Below are 19411 nucleotides of genomic sequence, written 5' to 3' on the forward strand. Positions count from 1 at the left end.
TAGATTCAATACTATCTCATTTTAGAAACTAAAAATATTTAAAACCATTATTTTTATATTGAATTCCATCAATTTCAAAGTGGATTTAATTATTTAGTGTAATTTATAAACAAATTCAGAGAAATAAATCGTTTACATGTTTTATGTTAAATGACAAATACTTCTTTAATAGAATTGCTAATTTGTTAATTGAAGAATAAATAAGAAAATCTTTGATCATGTCAATTCAAAAGTTAAGAATGTACGTGAGAGCTTAATAGAAGCTAAGGGTAAAAAATTAATTTTGTTAAGAGTAATTATGGGGTGAGATAGAGTTTGACTAAATTTATTCTAAGTGATGTTAAATTTTCATTGTGATTTTCTTATATTGTTACTGCAAATACTTACAAGAGGGTGTGATGAGTTGTTCTTTCCACGTATCACTGATGTTTATGCTTGCATACATAAGACATTGAGAGAAGATAGTGTAATACGTAAATGTATGGGTCTTAATAATATTACAGTAGATATGGAAAATGAAATGCACATACAAAAGCGTATGTCTCCTAAAGAGGCACTAAATAACCAAATTCCTTTAATTGCATTTTACAAGTCATTTGTTCAAAAGGAACGAAACAATAATATTCATGTGATAACATTTGACTTCGATATCTACACAAATGATGATGTGGAATTGGCATTAGACCTTGCAGATAGAATAAATCAATTATTCGATAATCAATCTCTGCAGTTATTTAAAGGAGTATTTTTCAAGGGTCAGTATGTAGGATCTGCAGAGGTTGCAAGTGAAATAGAACACTCTTATAAGTATTTCACTAGATTTGAATTTATTTTTGAAATTGAGGGGTGTAGTTAATGTCACAATTTGACAAGTTTAACAGTAAGAATAAGAAAATGATTATTAAAGGTGCAGGTAAATTTATGGCTAAAATTCCAGGGTGTGATGAATTAATCACACTAGGTCACATGGCGAATATGCGTCTTGATGTGCAATTGGATATGGTTGATATTGAAGGGGGAGACTCTTCAGCACCTATTGATACACTACTACGTAAAAAGGTAATTGATATTACTGCAGAGGATGCAAAATTTGATTTAAACATGGTACGTCTTGTGTTAGGGGCAAAACTTCGAGAAGGAGTTAGCGGCTTAGCCTATGAATTGAAAAATGAAACAGTAACAATTGCTGGCGATACTGAACCTGTTTCTATTAAATTATCTAGTCCAGTATTAACAGGTAGCGGAGCACCTAAAGTACAGATTTTCAACCAAGTTGCAGGTTCATTTGTACCAGAATCAGCAATTACAGTAAATGGAACAGCTGTAACACTAAAAGGTGGTGCGGTTGAAGGTGATACTGTAGTAGTTTATTATCCTGTAGCATCATCATCTATCGATCCTGATGGTTTCGTATGGGTATTAGAAGAACGTCATGATGTTAAAGGTGGACTAGTGACTCTTAAGAATCCTCTATTTGGTGGATCTTTAGGTTCAGCTTCTTCTAAGACAGAGCATGTATCTGTAAGATTAGTAAAAGAGAATAAATTACTTAAAAAAGTAACAACTAATCCTGCAAAAGGTGAGTATACAATTGATCCTTCTACAGGGGAGATTAAGTTTAATGATTATCTTGAAGGAGAGCAAATTTATGTGAACTACAAGCGCCCAGAGGTTGTAGATGTAATGGCAATTGGTTCTCGTGATTTCCCTCTTACAGTATCTGTTGTTCATGATGGACATTTTGAACAAATGGATGGTAGCATTCAAGGTTACCAAGTTGAACTATATTCTTGCCGAGTGAAATCTAACTTTACATTAGACACAGCACGACAAACAGCAGCGACTCACAGTATTACACTTACAGTTATTAATGGGGAACGTACAGACAGTCGTTTAGGTTCTATTAAGCGTTATCAAATCGAAAAAAGTGGCGATGTTTGTTAATTAGAGAAGAGGATACTTATGTATCCTCTTTTTTTATTAATTCATTTTTAAACATTTTAGATGAGGGTGAGAATGGATTATAAAAACATCTATCGCTTAAACCTTTTTCGTAAGGTTGTTACATTTAACACATAAATTCTTATATTAGTTACGAGGTCGTTTAGGTGATCCCCTTCCTTGCGTCCTCTTTAAATTTAATAAGGGGTAATAGAGTAATATAGGGGGAGATTAAATGAGTGAACGTAATTTAGCAATTCCAAGTAGAGAAGAAGCTATTGAGGAACCTACTCTTGTAGAGGAAGCAGAGGAGAAGGTTGAACAGCAAGAACCTAATAAACAAGAGGAAGTAAAGTTAACTAAGCAGGAATCAGAGTTTATTGAAAAAGTATTCTTCGAAGAGGATGAAAAGGTAACATTACGTGATGGAAAAACCTATGCTATCCCTCCTTTAGGATTAAAAGATGCTAAAAACCTAATGAAAAAGTTGAATACAATTGATACAGGTGTCATTATTGCTAATTTAATTGCAGATGAAACAGGTAATGATAGTTATGATGAACTATTAGAGGTCCTATTGATGGGCTTTAAACCGTATTATAAAGAAATTTCAGCTCATTATTTAGGGGATTATATTGATATTGTAACAGCTAAAGAAATTATAGATATTATGATTGGACTTAATGGCTTAAAAAAGTCTTTATAGACTCTGAGGAAGAAGAAAAAGAATATGACGAAAATGCCTACGTTGATTGGGCAGAGATTTTCTTTAACTTAGGTCACTACCTGGGGATGAAAAAACAGGATATATGGGATTTGACATTACCTCAGTTAAACTATTACTTAAAGAAATGCCATAAGCATATAGAGTTTACAGTTAAGGTACATTCAATGTCCTTCACTGGGTTATTTGGGGGCGGTTCAGTTCAAGCTGCCGAACAGAATAATCTAAAACATAGTGATGGAAAAGAAGTAATTGACGGATATGAGGTTGCAAATGCTGATGACATGGAGTGGTTAGCAGGTATTCTCTAATAAATAATCCTGCCCTTCCTTTTTATTTGAGGATAGGGCGGGATTTTATTATGTAAAAGGAAGGTGAAATAAGTGACAGTCAATAATCAAAATATTGGTGCTACTATTGCACTAGAGTTTGATAAGTCAATAAAAAATATGAAAGAGTTTGGAGTACAGTTGGAACAGCTAGATCATCGTTTTGGTAGTATAGAAAAACGTATAGATGCTATGAAAAACTCTTTATCTTCGTTATCGGCTCAGACATCTAAGGCAGCGGGAAGCAACCTTAGAGCAAAACTTGAGCAAGAATTAAATAATATCGTCCAAGCAAATGGTATTACTTTATCTTCAGTTGGGTCAGCACCTTTAAGTATTAAACAAGAAACCGTTCAACAATTGATGTCTAAAGTAGATAAAGAGTTAAATAAAACGATTGTAAAGATGATCAAAAATATAAACATTAATATGGATTCTGCTATGAATAATAGCGTAGTACCAGTTGGAAAAGATGAATTTAATAAAATTAATAAAGAAATCTCTAAGTTAATTAGTAATCAAATTAAACAATTAGTAAATTCCATTCGCGAAAATGGGGGGGATTTAGTAAATGCAGATAACTTGAGTGGACTTAAATTAGATATTTCTAAGGGAACGGTTAAGCAAATTTTAGTAAGTATTAAAAATCAATTAAAACCTATTTTACTGAACCCTGGGGTTGCTATTGAAGGACAGACATTAACAATTTCATCGAAAGATTTATCTGAATTAACGAAAAAAGTAAGAGGGAAAATAAAAGATTCTATAAAATTTGATTTCGAGGGTGTTATTAGCAAAGAGAATAGCATTGATAGCGAGATTATAAAAACAGCTAAACGTATTGATAGTTTAATAGAAAATTATATAAAAGGCATACGAGGAGGGCTGCAAAAGATTGATCTCAAATCTGTAGAAGTACCTATGAAAAATATATCTAAACAACTTCAAAGGTATATTGCAAATGATTTAGGTGTTTCTCCAGCCGAGTTAGCTCATACTTTTCATTCTGTGGATCGAGGATCTCTAAGAGGATATGCTTTAAAAAGGCAGTTTGAAGGTATGGAAAATACAATTAATAAAAAGTTAACTGCAGGAACAAATAAAATAATGATGTCAATGAAACAATCAGTAAGAGCTGTGGACTTTGAACCTCATTCTAATATTACGCAATATTTAACTAGTGAAATTAACAAGCTGAATAAGCAAATTATTAAAAAAATCAAGGAGTCCGTTGATAAGCAGTTTGCACATATAAGGAATGAAATTCTAGAAATTAATACTAACCCTCAAAAGGCGAATAGTAATAGACAGTTAAGCTTTATTGCAGGAAATAGTGCTAATACTTTAAATAACTCAAGTGGATCAAATCATAGTAATACAAATAAAAATAATAGCGATTCTAGTACAAGTAAATCCACAAAACAAGACAATCCTTTCGATGGGTTTGGAATGGCTGGAGCGGTTACCAAAAAAGTTAGGAGCCTTGCTTCGGGCTCAATGCTAGATCCGATGGCTGCAATATCTAAAGCAATGGAAACCTTTAAAATTGCTCAGTTAGAACAGTTAAAGATTACACAAAACTTCTCTTTGAAACCAGAATATAAAAACAAAAATGGAAATACAGATTGGCTAAAATTAGATAATGATACTGGAAATCTAATGAATAATGTACGTGATTTATCCACTCTTTACGGTATTGATTATGAAAGAATGTCTAAGGTAGCTGGTATAGCATCAGGTGTTACAGGGGATAAACAATCTGCACGACAATTTGTTGATCAGGCTTCTAAGGTTTATCGTTTAGATAACAAATCGGATTTGGTTGAAACAATTGCTCCAGGATTACAAACAATTATGGCACAGTTCAAATTATCTGTCTGGGAGTTGGATGGGGTAGTTAACTCTTTTGCTGTTGCTACGAGTCAAACTAAAGCGAACAGTGAAGATGTTATGAAGGCTATGTCAAAATCGGGTACAGCACTCCATTCAGTGGGAGTGAATGCAGAAGATGCTGTGACTTTAAATGCATTAGCTATTCAAACTTCAGGAGAAACAGGGGAGAATGCAGGTGCAGCCATAAAAACGATTGCAGAGCGTATTACTTTACCATCTGTTTCTAAACAATTAGAAAATTATGGTGTAAAGGTATTTGAAAAAAATGAGAGTGGTATGAAAGTACGTCGGAATTTCATTGATATCCTATCAGACACCGCGAAAGCAAGCAAAAATAAATATATTGGAGAAGATAAAGTAAAATCCGTTCTGTATGGAGAAGGTGGAGCGAATCAGCCACCAAAACTGATGTCCTTTTTAGAGACCATGCATAAAGAGGGGATAAATAACAGTAAGGATTTATCGTATTGGAAAATTAAGCAAGAAATTAATGAATTTAAAAAAGATCCTGCACGTCTTCAAGAAATGATTGCTGTGACAATGAAATCACCTTCTGTGACAATGGAACGAGCTGGGGTATCTGTTAATAACGCATTAGTGTCAGTATTAGATGCGCTAAATCCAGAGGTACAAACTTTAGCAAAAATTATTACAAACTTAGCCCAGGGAATGGAGAAACATGCAGGGCTATTTGCGCAGTTAATTACGATTTTAGGTAATGCCTTGGTAGGTTTTGGTGCTATTCATGGAGTCAAACGATTAGGTCAACTGGGTAATTATGAAGAGCATTACAAGAAAGCTACTATGGAAAACAAATTCTTTGGTGGTACATCTTTAACAAATCGTAAAGTGGATGGAGCGGTAGGTTTTTTAAATGATCATGTTTTGGGGGAGAGCCAAGATTTACGCAATCAAGTAAATAACAAAAAGTTCTATCGTGCGGGTATGAAAAATGATACGTTAAAAAGTTATTTTGAAGAATTAGCGAATTTAAAAGAGGATAGAAAGAATGAGATAAAAGAATATGTAAAAGATCATGGTGGAAAAGCTGAAAATATGGCCGACTTTCTTAGCATCATGGATGAATCTAAAGGCTATTATAAGGGTGAAAAGAAAGAATTAACAGCTGATGAATTACATACTCGTTCAGCCTATAATGCTCGCAACCTTACCCAAAGTAAATTATTAACAGATGTTTTCACCACAAATTTCTCAGAGCATTTAGTGAATACTTTATCAAATAGGACTAACTTTGACAGTATGAATGAGAATCAAAAATTAACGGCTGGTCGTTTAGCTCAAATGGATGATCAAAAACGTATTGGATTTGAGACATATCTAGATCAAAATTATCAAAGCGTAGGCAAATCAATAAATAATATGGATGGACTTAATAAGGCGCTCGATGAATATGAGGCTAGTAACAGAAAGGCTACTATACAAACAAGACAAAGTACTACTGCATACAGAGATTTATCAAGCGCCGTAAAAAAGGTAGCTGATGAAGCTGAAGGTGCATCGAAAAATAGAATGAAAGGATTTCTAGATCTTCTTGATACCATCCCTCAGCGAACACGGGGAGCTGGTGGCGCTATTATGGGGCTTGCACGAAGTGTGGGTGGTTTTGCTAAGCAGCTAGCAGTTGCGATTGCTGTTGGTGACGTGTTATCTAGTAATGCAGAAAATCTTGCTTTGACGCCTAATCAAACAAAGATACGTGATTATAGAAATCAAACTACGGGTGCTGCTGAAGCGTACGTTAAGGAAGTTGAAGATAAAGATCCCATAAGTGGACTCCTTAGGTTTGGAGGAAGTGTTTACAATGAGGTTATTGATCTTTTCACCCCTGGTAATGCTTTAGTAGATAGACAAGACATTAGTGATTTCAGTAGCAATTTTCAAGCATGGATGAAAAAGGAATATGGAACGGATGAGTATGAAGAGGCACTAAAAAAAGAAAATGAAAAGCGTGCTGCAAAAGCAAAGGATAAAGGACAAGAGGGGATATACAATAAAGCAACTTTATCAGATTTAACCAACAAATACTTAAATCAATCAGAAGAATATACTAAATTGAAGCAATTGGAAAAAGAAGAGTTTATAGATCAATATACGAAAGCAGCCATCTCTGAATCAGAGCAGAATATGCGAAGGGATGAAGCAGAAAAAGCTCGTAAAGCCCGGGAAAATAAAATGTTAGGTGAGGGTCAATATGATTCCTTTTCTTATGATGATTTAAAATCTCGTATTCAAGAGAGTCAGAAAGTTGCTAATAATAAGGGAGAACTTAACTTGATTACCGCCCTTTTAGATGGTGTGAAAGCTGACTCAAAAGAGTATATGAAACTTAGGTTACAAGTAATTCAACAAGAGCGAGAAGCTTACAAAAAAGAGATGGACGAGCTTCATAATTTTACTCAAGGGCGAGAAGCTGAGTTGGAATTATTAGAAAAAAATGGGAAAAGATATACTGAGGATCCAGAAACTAAAGAAAGAATAGAGACGGATGATTATAAAAAAATTAAAGAATCTGTTGAAAGAAGTAAGGATAAAGAAAAGAAATTAAAAGCTGATTTTGATCTAGAATATAAGAAAAAACAAATTGAAGCACAACGTATTAAAACAGAATTTTATGTTAACGACACTCAGAAAGGGTTTTCTAGAGCTCAGGCTAAGAAACAGTATAAGGATACATTAAATGCTATTAGCATGAACACAGAGAGTCCTACTTATATTGATTCACAGATTGTTTCAAGCCAATCAATGATTGGAGAAATGAAAAGTAAACTGGCAAATCTGCAATCCCAACAGTTAGCAGATCCAGATGGACAGTTACAAGATACTATTCAAGGATTGAGTCAACAAATCGCAAGTGCTGAATTAGAAGTTAAAAATTTAAGGATACAAAGGCTTACAGCTTGGAGACATGATTTCGGTAATAATATGGATGATTTGGAAATTAAGTACATGCAGGAACGTGTAAACTTTGGACCAAGTATAGGAGATGATAGTTTCTTAGCACGTGATCTAAGAGTAAGAGAATTACAAGATCGTAAATCACTTATAGATAAGACCTTAGCGGTAAGAATTGCAGAGCGAAATAGTGGTAAGTTTGAAGAAGGTTCATCTGAATACGAACAAATCATGAAAGATATTCGAGAATTGACAAAGCAATCTTTACAAGCACAGATTGGTATCCACCAAGAGTTAAGAGCACAAATGGGTGGAACATTTAATCTTCCTGAAGGCGTACAGGTTATGTCTCAGTATGATTATCTAACAAGTAAAGGTACACATTCAAACTTTAGTGTTCAATCAGGAGATATGTATGTCAATATTACGTTACCTAATGTAACTGGACAAACTTCTAGTCAACAGTTAGCGAATCTTGGAATGAATTTAGGAAAAGGATTAGCACAAGGTAGAACAACACCACTACGAAATCAGTTAAATTCAGCCCCTTGGGGATATCCAACATTCTAATTACAAAACCCTATCTAATTATTAGGTGGGGTTTCTTATAATACTAAGGGGTGATTAAATGGCACAACAAAAACCAAGTAAATCAAATGATGATGTATTTAAACGTAAATTATTTTATGATAACGGGATTCGTTTTGTACAAGTAAGGGGGCGTATGACTGGCGATTATAAGCCACCAACGCCAGTATTAAAATCCCATATAAACGAAAATATTCAATCTTCTGCAGGATTGGTAGGGAAAGGGACTTCTCATTATTCTACTACCATTCAATTTTTATTTGCGAGCAAAGAGGAATTTGCAGATTGGCTGCAGTTTATTGGTGCAGAACACAAATACTATGATGAAAAAGGCACGATTTATTTAGGGATTGTTAATGGTGATTTAGATATTAAAACAGCAGAATTTGAGACGAAATATATCATTACTGTAAACCTTATGTTAATTCGAAAACAAGATTTCGAATATCGTCATCAATATCCTTTTATAGATATTGAAAATCATTGGGCGCAAACGTATATAGATGAAATGCAAAAAAGGGGCCTTATCACTACTTATGCTAGTGATGGAACACCTGTACAATATTTTCAACCTGAAGTTTGGATTACAAGGGCTCAAACGGCATCCTATATGACAAGGACTTTTAAATACATCGAAAAGATATTGAGGGGGTATTAAAAATGCCAAAGCGATGGTTAGATGTGGGTCCAAAGGATTGGTTTTATCGTGCAGTATTAGAAACAGATAATATGTTTATTGATGCAAAAAAAGAAGAAACCTTATTTAGTGGAAAAACCTATAACCAATTTATTGGTGGCAAGTCACGTCAGGTTCATAATTTTACTTCAACAGAGGGACAAACCAAGTTTGAAGTAAGCGGATATAAACCTGATTCTAGGGAAATGGTGTTTGTTTATATTGATGGGGTGCCTACACTCCCATCTAAACTTGAGGATAATTTTATACATATTGGTTATCCGTTAACCAATGGAAGAGAAGTTAGTATTCTTTTATCTGGGGTAGTGGAAATGCATGAAGGAGATCATACTCTTGAAAACTGTCAGATTTATCCTTTGATGAGCGGATGCTCTTTGGCTTATCCGGCAAAAAAGTTAGAAAAAGCAAATAATTACGTATTTGATATCACTTACTCTTTAAATGAAATAGCAGTTTGCATGAACAAGAAGTTAAAGAGAATACATGTAGATGTAAATGAAGACGAATCCATACAAGATGCACTTACAAGAACGTTAGGATTTAAACGAGACTGTTTTACTATAATTAATGGATATCTTTATGTATCTTATAATTTAAATCAGTTTCCTATTTATGTGAATTACAATTATCAAAAGGGTGCTCAAATCAAAAATAGGCAGGGAGAAAAAGTTGTCCCTATGTCAAGTTGCGCACTCTATAATGACAGATTCTTTCCTGATATAACGATATATAGAGGAGAGTTTTTTACTTTGTTACAACGTTTAAGAATGAATATTTATAATCGATATACAGATAGAGGATATGTGAATAATACAATTCAGCAAACGGAGAGATACATTAAAGATAAAGATAAGATTGTAGGAAAATGGTATGCCGAATCAGTCTTAAATATATTAGATGAAAAATTTAATGATGGTTGTTATGTATTTCCACTTTACGCAGATGATTCCTTTCAACCTGAGGTATGTGTAACTAGAGCTGAAGCAATTGTATATTTACATAGATTTACAGAATGGGCACTAGAAAGATTTAGATAGGGGGGGATAAGGTATGCCGAACGTATTTGATCATAGAACTCCTGCGCCTCAGTTGTTAAATGACGTAATGAGAAAAGTTAATGCTTTAGGTCATGAACCTAGGGTTATTATTGAATTTGACAAAATGGCCTATGTACCAGGAATGAAAAATAAGTTTGAAGTTTGGGACAGAATTCGAGAAGCATCTATTGTGCATCAGGCAGCAGAGGCAACTTTAACAACACCAGTAGCAGGTGCTGAGCCAAGTTCTGTTACAAAAGGTGGAGAATCAGGGGATAGATTTGAGTATATTAAATGTGCCTTAAATAAATGGGTAAAACATTATAAGTGTCCCAATGTTGCTTATTTCTTTCTATTAGCTGTAGCAAAGCATGAAACAGGATTTGGAACGTTGGGACAAGGGAAACCTGAAAAAGGAAGTTATATAGTAGGATATGGTTGCCCGGGTTCATGCGATCCTCAATATAAAGGGATAGATACCCAAGCGAAGTATGCTGCAAAACGTTTTTCCGAAGCAATGAGGAGCAGATACGCAAAAATTTCCAATGGATATATGGATGCTAGTGATGTTGATTATTTCCATGAAGGTGGAGATAAAGGATATAAAAAGTGGAAATGGTCAGCAGATGGACCTAACTGGAAAAAACTTGTAAAAAGCTATTTTGATAGAATTATTGGTGAATCTAGTCAAAAAAAATGGCATTGTAAAGAATCTGGTTCTATTATTAATAAAAATTTGTTTCCAAAGCATTCTACAAATCTAAATGTTTCCAAGAAGGAAGAAGACTGTGGTTGTGAGAAAGCTGAGATTTATACAATTGAGGAACAAAGGAAAGAAGTTCATAATGCAAGCTCTAGTGCGTTATCCGGTGCTACTTTTCCTGTTGAAGGAATTTCATTTGGAAATGGTGCGAAAGTATCTTCACACCATATGAAACATAAGGGCGGGAGTGCACGTTCAGGGCATAAGGGTACTGATATTATACATACATCCCAAGGTAAAATTAATGGTATGTGGGTAGTAGCGGCTTGGGCTGGACATGTACATAAGGCTTATAAAAGTACATCTTATGGTAATTGTGTAATGATTCAACATGATAATGGATATATGACAGTTTATGCCCACATGCAAAATAATTCTTTACAGGTTCGAAAAGGTGATTTAGTTACTCCAGGAACACGTTTAGGGAAAGTCGGAAATACAGGTCAATCTTATGGCGCCCATTTACACTTTGAAATTTGGAAAGGTGAATGGATTTATGGTGGAAATAATCATATTGATCCATATCCTGTTTTAACAGGTGCTCAAAAATTAGGAGTAGCACCAAGCGGTAAAGATAATAATGGAGGCGGTAATACGGGCGGAAATGATAATAGTACAGGAAATGGAAGTGGTGTTAGTCAACCACCACCCCAAATGACCATTACCCAAAATATTAAGTTTAATAAGTGCTTTGATAAGGATGCAAATCTGGATGGGAATTGGCATGGACAAGAGAACATAACCCATTTTACAGCTTGGTCAACAGGTGAAAAGTATTTAGGTTTTAATGAGAATATTGCCAAAGGAGCAGTTGAAGATTTTGGATATAAACATAACTTCTCTTCAGATGGATTTTATGAATATGCTTTCTATGCAGATCTTAAAGAAGGAGATTCCGTAACGGTTACATATGACGGAATGATTGTAAAACGATATACAAAAGAGAACAATACAACACAACCTACATATGAACCTCCAGTTTATGCAAAATGGGTTGCAAGTGATATACAAGGGACCAATTCACATATATTAGATTTCTCCTTAAATAATGTAAGTGGTGAGGCTGTATTTGGACTAAAATGCTTTAAGGTAGTGGAAATTGAAACTCAATACGGTGCACAATATGTTGATGAAAGAATTAAGGCTCGTAAACGTGATGTATGGGTTGATACAGGGGCATTTGTATACGATAAAACCTTTACAGTAGACCAAGATGTATTACAGTGGGAGATAAATAGCCATTTTGACGCCAGAGTCGCAACTGCAAGAATTACTTTAGACAATAAACATGGTATTTATTCTCCTACATATGAACGAGCCAATATCTTCCCTGATAATTTAAGAGAAGCAGAGATGTCATATTATGAGAATGGTGCAATCAGGCATGTGTTAAGTGAAGCTACCCCAGTACGTATTTATGCAGGCTATGGTGAAAACCTAGTAAGAGTTTTTACAGGACGTATAAGGGGAGAGATTGAGCAAAATTCTGATGAAAAAACAATTACTATTAATTGTGTAGATATGTACGATATGTTAGAAGAACATGTTTTTGATAGGGTTCTAACTTTTCCTCGCAGAGACGAGATACATGGTGATGAAAAACAACCAGTAACCATGTGGGTTAAATCATCTATTATTCATAATATCGTAAATGAGGCAGGAATGATTGGATGGAGAATCCATGAAGATGATTTGAGATATGCTGATGCGATTATTGAAGAAACGTATTATATTGATATCGATAGAGGTGGGAAAAAGGCAGTTGTCTGGGATACTAAAAGTCAACAATATGTCGAAAAAGATATAGCAACTGTACAAGATGCACAAGGTTATAAAAATCCTTATGTACAGGCGATAGATTTTTTAGAAGGTACAAGAGCATCTGATGCGGTTCATGAAGTCATCGGAGATATTATGTATCGCTCCTACTGTGATCGTTATGGAACATTTAGATTGGAAAATATCCGTAAAATTAATGCAAGTGAGGCAAAATGGTCATTTATAGATGGTGAGAATTTATATTCTCTTTCCACTTCTATTGACCATTCTCGTATACGTAATCATCTTATTATTGTTGGTAATGGTGGGCAAATTGAGCATTTTGTAGATAAAGATCTTCTTATATCTACAAAGGGTAATATGAGAACGGCTAAGATTGTTGCTGATTGGATTGATGAGCGATTTGGTTCAAATGCAAGAGGAACCAAAGAGGATATTTCGAACAAATTATTTTTTGATATGAAAAGGCAAGCCCGTACTTTTAATGCCGTTGTTAAAGGAAATCCAATGATAGAGTTATTAGATGGTTGTTATGTTTATGATAGTAATACTTCTAATGCAGGGTATTATGTCATAAAAGGGAACCGACTTGTTGGAAATAAGGAAGGTATGTTAAATTTCCTAGAATTTACTTGGCATGACAAAGAGAATTATTATAGCTAAAAAAACAAGGAGATTCCTGCGGAACGTTAGGAATCTCCTTGTTTTTTCTTATAATGCTATGGAAAGCGAGGTGGGAAAATGGCGCAAAAGAGTCATATGAACGTAAATGATGTATATCCAATACTTGATATGATCAATAGAAAAGTTAATCAAGGAAAGGGAACAAGACACCATTTTACTAGTCCGCTATTCAATAATGATAACGACAATGGTGTAACAACATTGAATTCTTCTCAATGGCAAGTAGAGTCATTTGAAGTCATAAGGGAAACAGAAAATTCAATAGCTAATCATGTAATTAATGAGATCCGAATTATTTATCGAAATGGTGCATTAGATAAAATTTCTTTAGTCCGTGGGCTCAATCCATCTGTATCTGATGAAATTCAAGATTATGAGTACATCAACAATATTATGATTACAGAAGTTTCTATAAAAACAGAGTGGTTTGGTAAATCCCAAGAAGTTGTTGCAAAGATTATAAGGGAAAATGATTACGGTAATTTTAAAAAGGTTAAACTCACGTATTTTGACTCGGAATGGGGCTGGAGTGAGGACGAAATCGAAGAAGATTCTATGCCGTCTAAATATGAAAATCCATCTGATTTTTATAACGGTAAATATAGTAATTATGAAGAAGTGATAGTAGAGGATTATGTAGACTATGCAGAAATAGGATATGCATCTAATGAAGAAATTGAAATCTCTCCAGATGGTTGGTCTGATGGATATAATCCATCGTCTCCTGTAGATGTTAATGTGGAACTCGGACCAAAGATAACAGATGAAATTTAGAGAGGAGGTCCTACATGAGTTTTGGAGCAAATGTAGTAGTTGGAGGGGAAATAGATAGAGTAGGTAGATTGGGTGGTGGACGTTTAGATTATCCATTTATGCCTACCAAAACAGTTCCTTATATAAAGGGGAAAATTTTAGAGGTACTAGGTACTTTAGGGCACTTTGATATTCAATTTATTCCTGATTTTGATATTGAGCTGGTCTCCGTAGCTGTAGGAGCATCTAGATATCATTCCTTTGATAATTGGAGTTTGTTTATTGGAGATGATCATAAAAATAACTACGTATTTGATGAAATTTATACGAAGGATTTACCAGAAGGTGCTTATTTAATGGCTGTGAAAACAGTAAAAGCAGGTACCCCAATTACATTCCGCTTTGATAATAAAGGTGGGCAATCGAAATATGTTTGGATAAACTTTCAATGTTTAAGGGATAATCCCAACAAATAAGAGAGGTGGATATAAATGCCTTGGGTAGAGGAAACATTAAGACACGATAATTTTTTAGATGATATGTTTGATAAAGTATTTAGAAGATTTAAAGATAAATCAGGTAATTACTGGTGGCAGAATTTTAACAATCAAGTTCCAAAAGTAGATCTATATAAAATTACTTTTGAAAAAGGGTTATTTGTAAAAGGAGAAAAGGGATATCTACCCCCTTTTGAATCTCGAGAAGGTATGTTATGCATCACTCGGCATATGATTATGCGTAGGTGGGATAATGAGTATTTAGCATTCGCACAGTCAACAGGGGCTGTAAAAATTAACACTAAAGATATTCCTAGAGAAAAAGAAGGTTTCTTAGAATGGATTTCTAATTTTTATAGAAAATCTGTAGACTATACAACTGTTTATTCATACACACTAGACACATATGCTGGATATACGCATTATGTATCACCTAGTGGTGAACTTGCTCCAGTTACTATCATGAGTGAAAATCATGGTTTGGATATATTTAGGGATAGCATGGATATAGAGTACTACGGCGAGGATGAATACTATGAAAGTATGAAACAATCACCGATTATTACCATGCAATTAAAAGGAGATACAGGTGATCTAGTTGCCTCCATAGGGAAGTTGAATTATCGAACTAATACGAATTGGTGGGGGGACTCTTTAATTCAGCTAAAAGGTGTATTTGATGAGACAAGTGCATTTTTTACATTAAAAGTAGATTCAGCTCCTAGCTGGGAAAATAATATGGTGACTTTAATTCCCTTTTTCTTTGGAAATCTAGTATCTAAAAATACATCTTCGAAAAATGAAACACCAATCGCTATGCTTGGAGGTAGGCAAGTAGGAGAATTTTTTGATTTCGATAGTATAGAGACTAAAACTGAAATTTTACAACCTATCACAAGAAATTATGTAAACCATCCGTCAAACGGAGTAGATTCCGTTATGATCAAAAAAACAAAATATGGAGCACGTTATCAAGAACATTTTTTACGTTGGAACGTGCCACCTAATCTAATGCCACCTACTCGTGAAGAATTAAGACTTGTCAAAAATGCACAAGGAACGGAGAAAGAGGAAGAATATGCTCGTAAGTACCCAAGGGCATGGAATTATTTAAGATATGGTTACTATCAATACGATTTTCATGCATCTAGGTATAGTAATAAGATTCATACATCTCGCGCAACAGTCATGCATCCTGAAGATGGTGTATTAGGGTATATTCCTAATATCGTACTTCTGCCCGTTATTAATGTTTCTGAAGGTGAGAAATTAGTGTTCCCTTATTGGTGTGAAGAATGTAATGAATCTCAATATCAACCTGAGGTACCTAAAGAATCTACTAAATTAGAGTGGGGAATTGCTAAGAGTACAAGCAAACTGAATAATCTTCATGTAAATTTAGGAGATTCAACCAATAATTCTAATTCCAATTCTGATATAGGTAATAAATTTTCTTATTATTGCGATGGATCAGTAAAGGCACCAGCAGTAGATGATACTTATTGGAATCCCTCTGTTATTACGCAAGATTATTTGGCTAACAGCACAGATGGTATTGGAAAGGAATTAAGCAAATCGTTCTGGGAGGGGCGAAATGATTGGTTAGATTATTTACAGGAGCCTCAAAGTCAGTATCATTTGGATAACTCTAAAATAAAAATTGAAGATTTTCATAAATTTTTATGGAAAACCTTAAAAGATATTAAAGATGATGGTTATAGTTTACAAGATAAATGGCTAGATTTTAACGAGTGGGGAAAGGCAAATTTACCTTGTTTAAATGAATTGCAAAAAGCCTCAGTATTTATGTCGGCTAAACTCAATAAACCTGTCTTATTTTTCCCAGGTTCAGAGGGGTTTTTAAAGGGCGATATTTTAGATAAAATGCTTCCTTTAATTAAGAAAGTACCAAGTGTTATATATGATTGGATTGACTTTAATAATGTATTTATTGAAAACGAAGATGATACAGGTCTTGTTGGAGCTTGGGTAATGGATAGTTTTGCTACAGCCATGCATAGTAATGGGAAAAAGGAAAATATTTTATCTTCTTTTCGTTCTTTAGTTAACTTTGAACCTCAGGTGCTGCTTTATAATATTTCAGCTGCCAAGGCACATCGCCCATATGACTATATAAAACCTAACCTGGGTTTTGGCAGTCATGTTGTTGATGGAGAATATAAAGCATATTATTTACCGGATATGACTGATGATAATTATATACCTTATGTTGCCGCAGAAGTAGCTGTACATGAGATGGGTCATGCATTATCTAATTATGGATATGACATATTAGGTGAAAAACTACATGAAATGCAAGAATGGTTAAATATTAGTGGGTGGATCGAGAATATTGATGGTTCATTTAATGAACTAACGAAAAGCTCGCCAGGTACAGCGTTAGATAATGGAAAACTTGCTCCGGTATCAGATTATGGATGTTTTAGCCCGGCCGAAGATTTTGCTGAGGCCTTTATGATGTATATCATTAATAGACAATTTTTAGCTAGAAATTTTAAAGATAAACACGATTTTATAGTTAATAAATTAAAAGAAATGGGTATTGATCCAAAACTGTAGGAGGTAAAATATAATGATTCTTAAGATAAAAAGAGGAGAAGATTTTGCCTTTATTGATAATGAAGGTGATATTCAACATAAAGTCAGAGTAAGCGGTAATAATGAATCTCTTGTAAAATCTTTGGATAATATTTTGAATGTTCAAACTGGAATAAGGTTTAGAGGAGAGATTAAGGGGATTCCACATAAATTAATTACAAAGAGCGGAAAAAATCCTCCAACAATCAATAAATCTAATAAATTATATCTTATGGAATATTTTAAAAGAGACTTAGAATTACAAGGCTTTACCGTGGAAATTATAAAAGCGTAGAGGTGATTTTGATATGGCATTAACTCCCGTTCCTAATTTATCAGTACCGCAAAATAAAGGGTTTAAAGGAACTGATTCACTACCAATTATACATTCAATTAGATGGAGGCATTTACCATCGAGGTACATTTTTAAAGACGTAGATGACGTAATTACATATCATTCTCATGGGCCACTTACTATAGATATTAACAAGCATGGTGTATCTTATCTTGATGTTTATTTCCTAAAAGATACTGATATCGTTGAAGTAACAGCATATATCAGATTTTTAAGAGAAAAAGATCAGCTTTTAATAGAGGAACCCTATAAAATTGGAGAGGCTGGGGCAGTAATTGCCTTAGAGGATGATGAAGTAAACCATGAATTAAGGAGAGTTAAAGGAATTGCTTTTACGCAAAAAGACCTAGGTGATGGTACACCTATGTACGACTTTATGAATATGTCTAAAGAAGGCATTTATGAAGTCTGGATAAAAGTAATTACAGGGTTAGGAAAAGAAATGCATTTAAGGGTTCCTTTTCAATGGGATAATTTGGTTCCTAGCATTCCTCCAGAAAAAGATGGTCATGATTCTGATGATGCGGGCAAGGATAACGAAAAATCAGAATATAATGATGAATATTACGTGACGATTGTAGAGGGGGACTCAGCTTTTACTAAAAGGCCTTCTACCCATTTTAGAATGGCAGGTATAGGTATGTTAAAAGATGCGGGTTGTTTTAAAAGAATAGAGACTCCTGTATTAGAACCAATTTCAAGGCCTTCAAAAATACAGATTATTAATGATATCCCAATTAGTAGCTGTGGTTTAAATTTAATTACATCACGATTTAATAAGGTAGTAGGAGAGGGTGTTACATTCTCGCTTGTACACACAAATAAATCTGGTATTCTACGCATTGATACGAACTATGATAAGAATGGTTTAAAGAGTCTTGGGAATGGAACGTTTAAAATTATTAATAAGGGCATATATAAAATTACATTTATTGTAACGTATAACGATGGACAAGAATGTATAACTGAGGGGACTATTATTGGCGAATTTATTTGTGAATTAAACATTACTGGTCCTTCTTTAAAATCACATGTAGGAGATTCAATTGTTCTTCATTTAGATCATGGACAAAATAGTTCAGCTTCTAATATAGGTGTACTTGTTCAAACCCCTCCTAAAGTCATGCAGACAGGAAATTACACTTTTACTAGTAGTTCACCAGGAGTATATTCAATTAAATTTATCGTTGATTATGGTTTTGGAGTTTGCGAAAAAATAGTGAATATTGAATTTATCTCAAAAAATATTTCCCCTGAAAAACCAGAAGGCGGAGGCGGAAAACCAGAAGGCGAAGGTGGAAAGCCAGAAGGCGGAGGCGGAAAACCAGAAGGTGAAGGTGGAAAACCAGAAGGCGAAGGCGGAAAACCAGAAGGTGAAGGTGGAAAGCCAGAAGGCGAAGGTGGAAAGCCAGAAGGCGAAGGTGAGAAACCAGGTAAAAATGTACTAAAATGCGGACAAACGGCACAGGGTGGCATGGGATATGGGGAATATATTCATGCTGTAAGTGAAGAGGGCATCTGCTATGTGGAATATGATTTCTTCTCTGCACCAGATAGGATGCGAGTATTTGTTAATAATGAATTGATTTATGATACTTCACGTAAAATGGATAAAGAAGGAAGTCCGTTTGGTTTTTATTATAAACCTGATGATGGGGAATTAAGAGTAGTAATGAATGATGGTCAAGATAAAGGAAGCAGGTGGAGTTATACCCTTTATTGTGGAAGTAGTGTACCTTCGGATGTAAAACTAAAAGCTAAAATTATTAATTAGACATGAGTGTTGTTAACAGAATAAAAAGACTACTTATAATGAATTTAAGTAATTAGTTGCAACTTATTACCTACTCATAACGATAA

13 protein-coding genes are annotated in these 19411 nt (G+C 34.3%); all 13 read left to right on the forward strand.

Annotated elements, in window-relative coordinates:
* Positions 1-403 precede the first annotated feature (403 nt).
* The 13 genes from MR143_RS01710 (at position 404) to MR143_RS01770 (ending at position 19325) form a co-directional block, all read left to right on the forward strand.
* Positions 404-856 (forward strand): hypothetical protein, encoded by a 453-nt coding sequence (locus MR143_RS01710; RefSeq protein ID WP_000465972.1) that lies wholly within the window; start codon positions 404-406, stop codon positions 854-856.
* A complete protein-coding gene (locus tag MR143_RS01715; protein WP_199717549.1) occupies positions 856-1944 on the forward strand; it encodes a hypothetical protein in 1089 nt (362 codons plus the stop codon). Before MR143_RS01710 ends, MR143_RS01715 begins: the two co-directional genes overlap by 1 nt.
* Before the next feature lie 232 nt (positions 1945-2176).
* Positions 2177-2647, forward strand: coding sequence for a DNA polymerase III subunit gamma/tau (locus tag MR143_RS01720; protein ID WP_084064877.1), 471 nt, complete (start codon positions 2177-2179; stop codon positions 2645-2647).
* An 86-nt stretch (positions 2648-2733) separates the two neighbouring features.
* Positions 2734-2976, forward strand: coding sequence for a hypothetical protein (locus MR143_RS01725; RefSeq protein ID WP_242280597.1), 243 nt, complete (start codon positions 2734-2736; stop codon positions 2974-2976).
* Between the two features lie 72 nt (positions 2977-3048).
* Positions 3049-8370, forward strand: a complete 5322-nt coding sequence (locus tag MR143_RS01730; protein WP_000217795.1) for a phage tail tape measure protein — start codon at positions 3049-3051, stop codon at positions 8368-8370.
* 58 nt (positions 8371-8428) lie between these two features.
* Positions 8429-9046, forward strand: a complete 618-nt coding sequence (locus MR143_RS01735) for an S-layer homology domain-containing protein (RefSeq protein WP_000068593.1) — start codon at positions 8429-8431, stop codon at positions 9044-9046.
* A 2-nt stretch (positions 9047-9048) separates the two neighbouring features.
* Complete coding sequence (locus tag MR143_RS01740) at positions 9049-10122, forward strand: hypothetical protein (RefSeq protein WP_001126625.1); 1074 nt, start codon at positions 9049-9051, stop codon at positions 10120-10122.
* Between the two features lie 13 nt (positions 10123-10135).
* On the forward strand, positions 10136-13327 hold the full coding sequence (locus MR143_RS01745) for a M23 family metallopeptidase (RefSeq protein WP_001134180.1): 3192 nt from the start codon (positions 10136-10138) through the stop codon (positions 13325-13327).
* Between the two features lie 78 nt (positions 13328-13405).
* The gene (locus MR143_RS01750) at positions 13406-14122 is read left to right on the forward strand and encodes a hypothetical protein (RefSeq protein WP_000057634.1); all 717 of its coding nucleotides are present in this window, start codon (positions 13406-13408) and stop codon (positions 14120-14122) included.
* Positions 14123-14136: 14 nt separating this feature from the next.
* Positions 14137-14577 carry a hypothetical protein gene (locus MR143_RS01755; RefSeq protein WP_000007798.1) on the forward strand — a complete coding sequence of 147 codons (441 nt, stop codon included), beginning with the start codon at positions 14137-14139 and terminating at the stop codon, positions 14575-14577.
* Between the two features lie 15 nt (positions 14578-14592).
* Positions 14593-17178 carry a hypothetical protein gene (locus MR143_RS01760; protein ID WP_199717548.1) on the forward strand — a complete coding sequence of 862 codons (2586 nt, stop codon included), beginning with the start codon at positions 14593-14595 and terminating at the stop codon, positions 17176-17178.
* A gap of 13 nt (positions 17179-17191) precedes the next feature.
* Positions 17192-17491: a hypothetical protein gene (locus MR143_RS01765; protein ID WP_000601025.1), complete on the forward strand. Its 300-nt coding sequence runs from the start codon at positions 17192-17194 to the stop codon at positions 17489-17491.
* 13 nt (positions 17492-17504) lie between these two features.
* Positions 17505-19325, forward strand: a complete 1821-nt coding sequence (locus MR143_RS01770; protein WP_242280598.1) for a hypothetical protein — start codon at positions 17505-17507, stop codon at positions 19323-19325.
* Positions 19326-19411 lie beyond the last annotated feature (86 nt).

Origin of the sequence: Bacillus cereus group sp. BfR-BA-01347 (assembly GCF_022663835.1) — a bacterium.
Lineage (GTDB): Bacteria > Bacillota > Bacilli > Bacillales > Bacillaceae_G > Bacillus_A > Bacillus_A thuringiensis_K.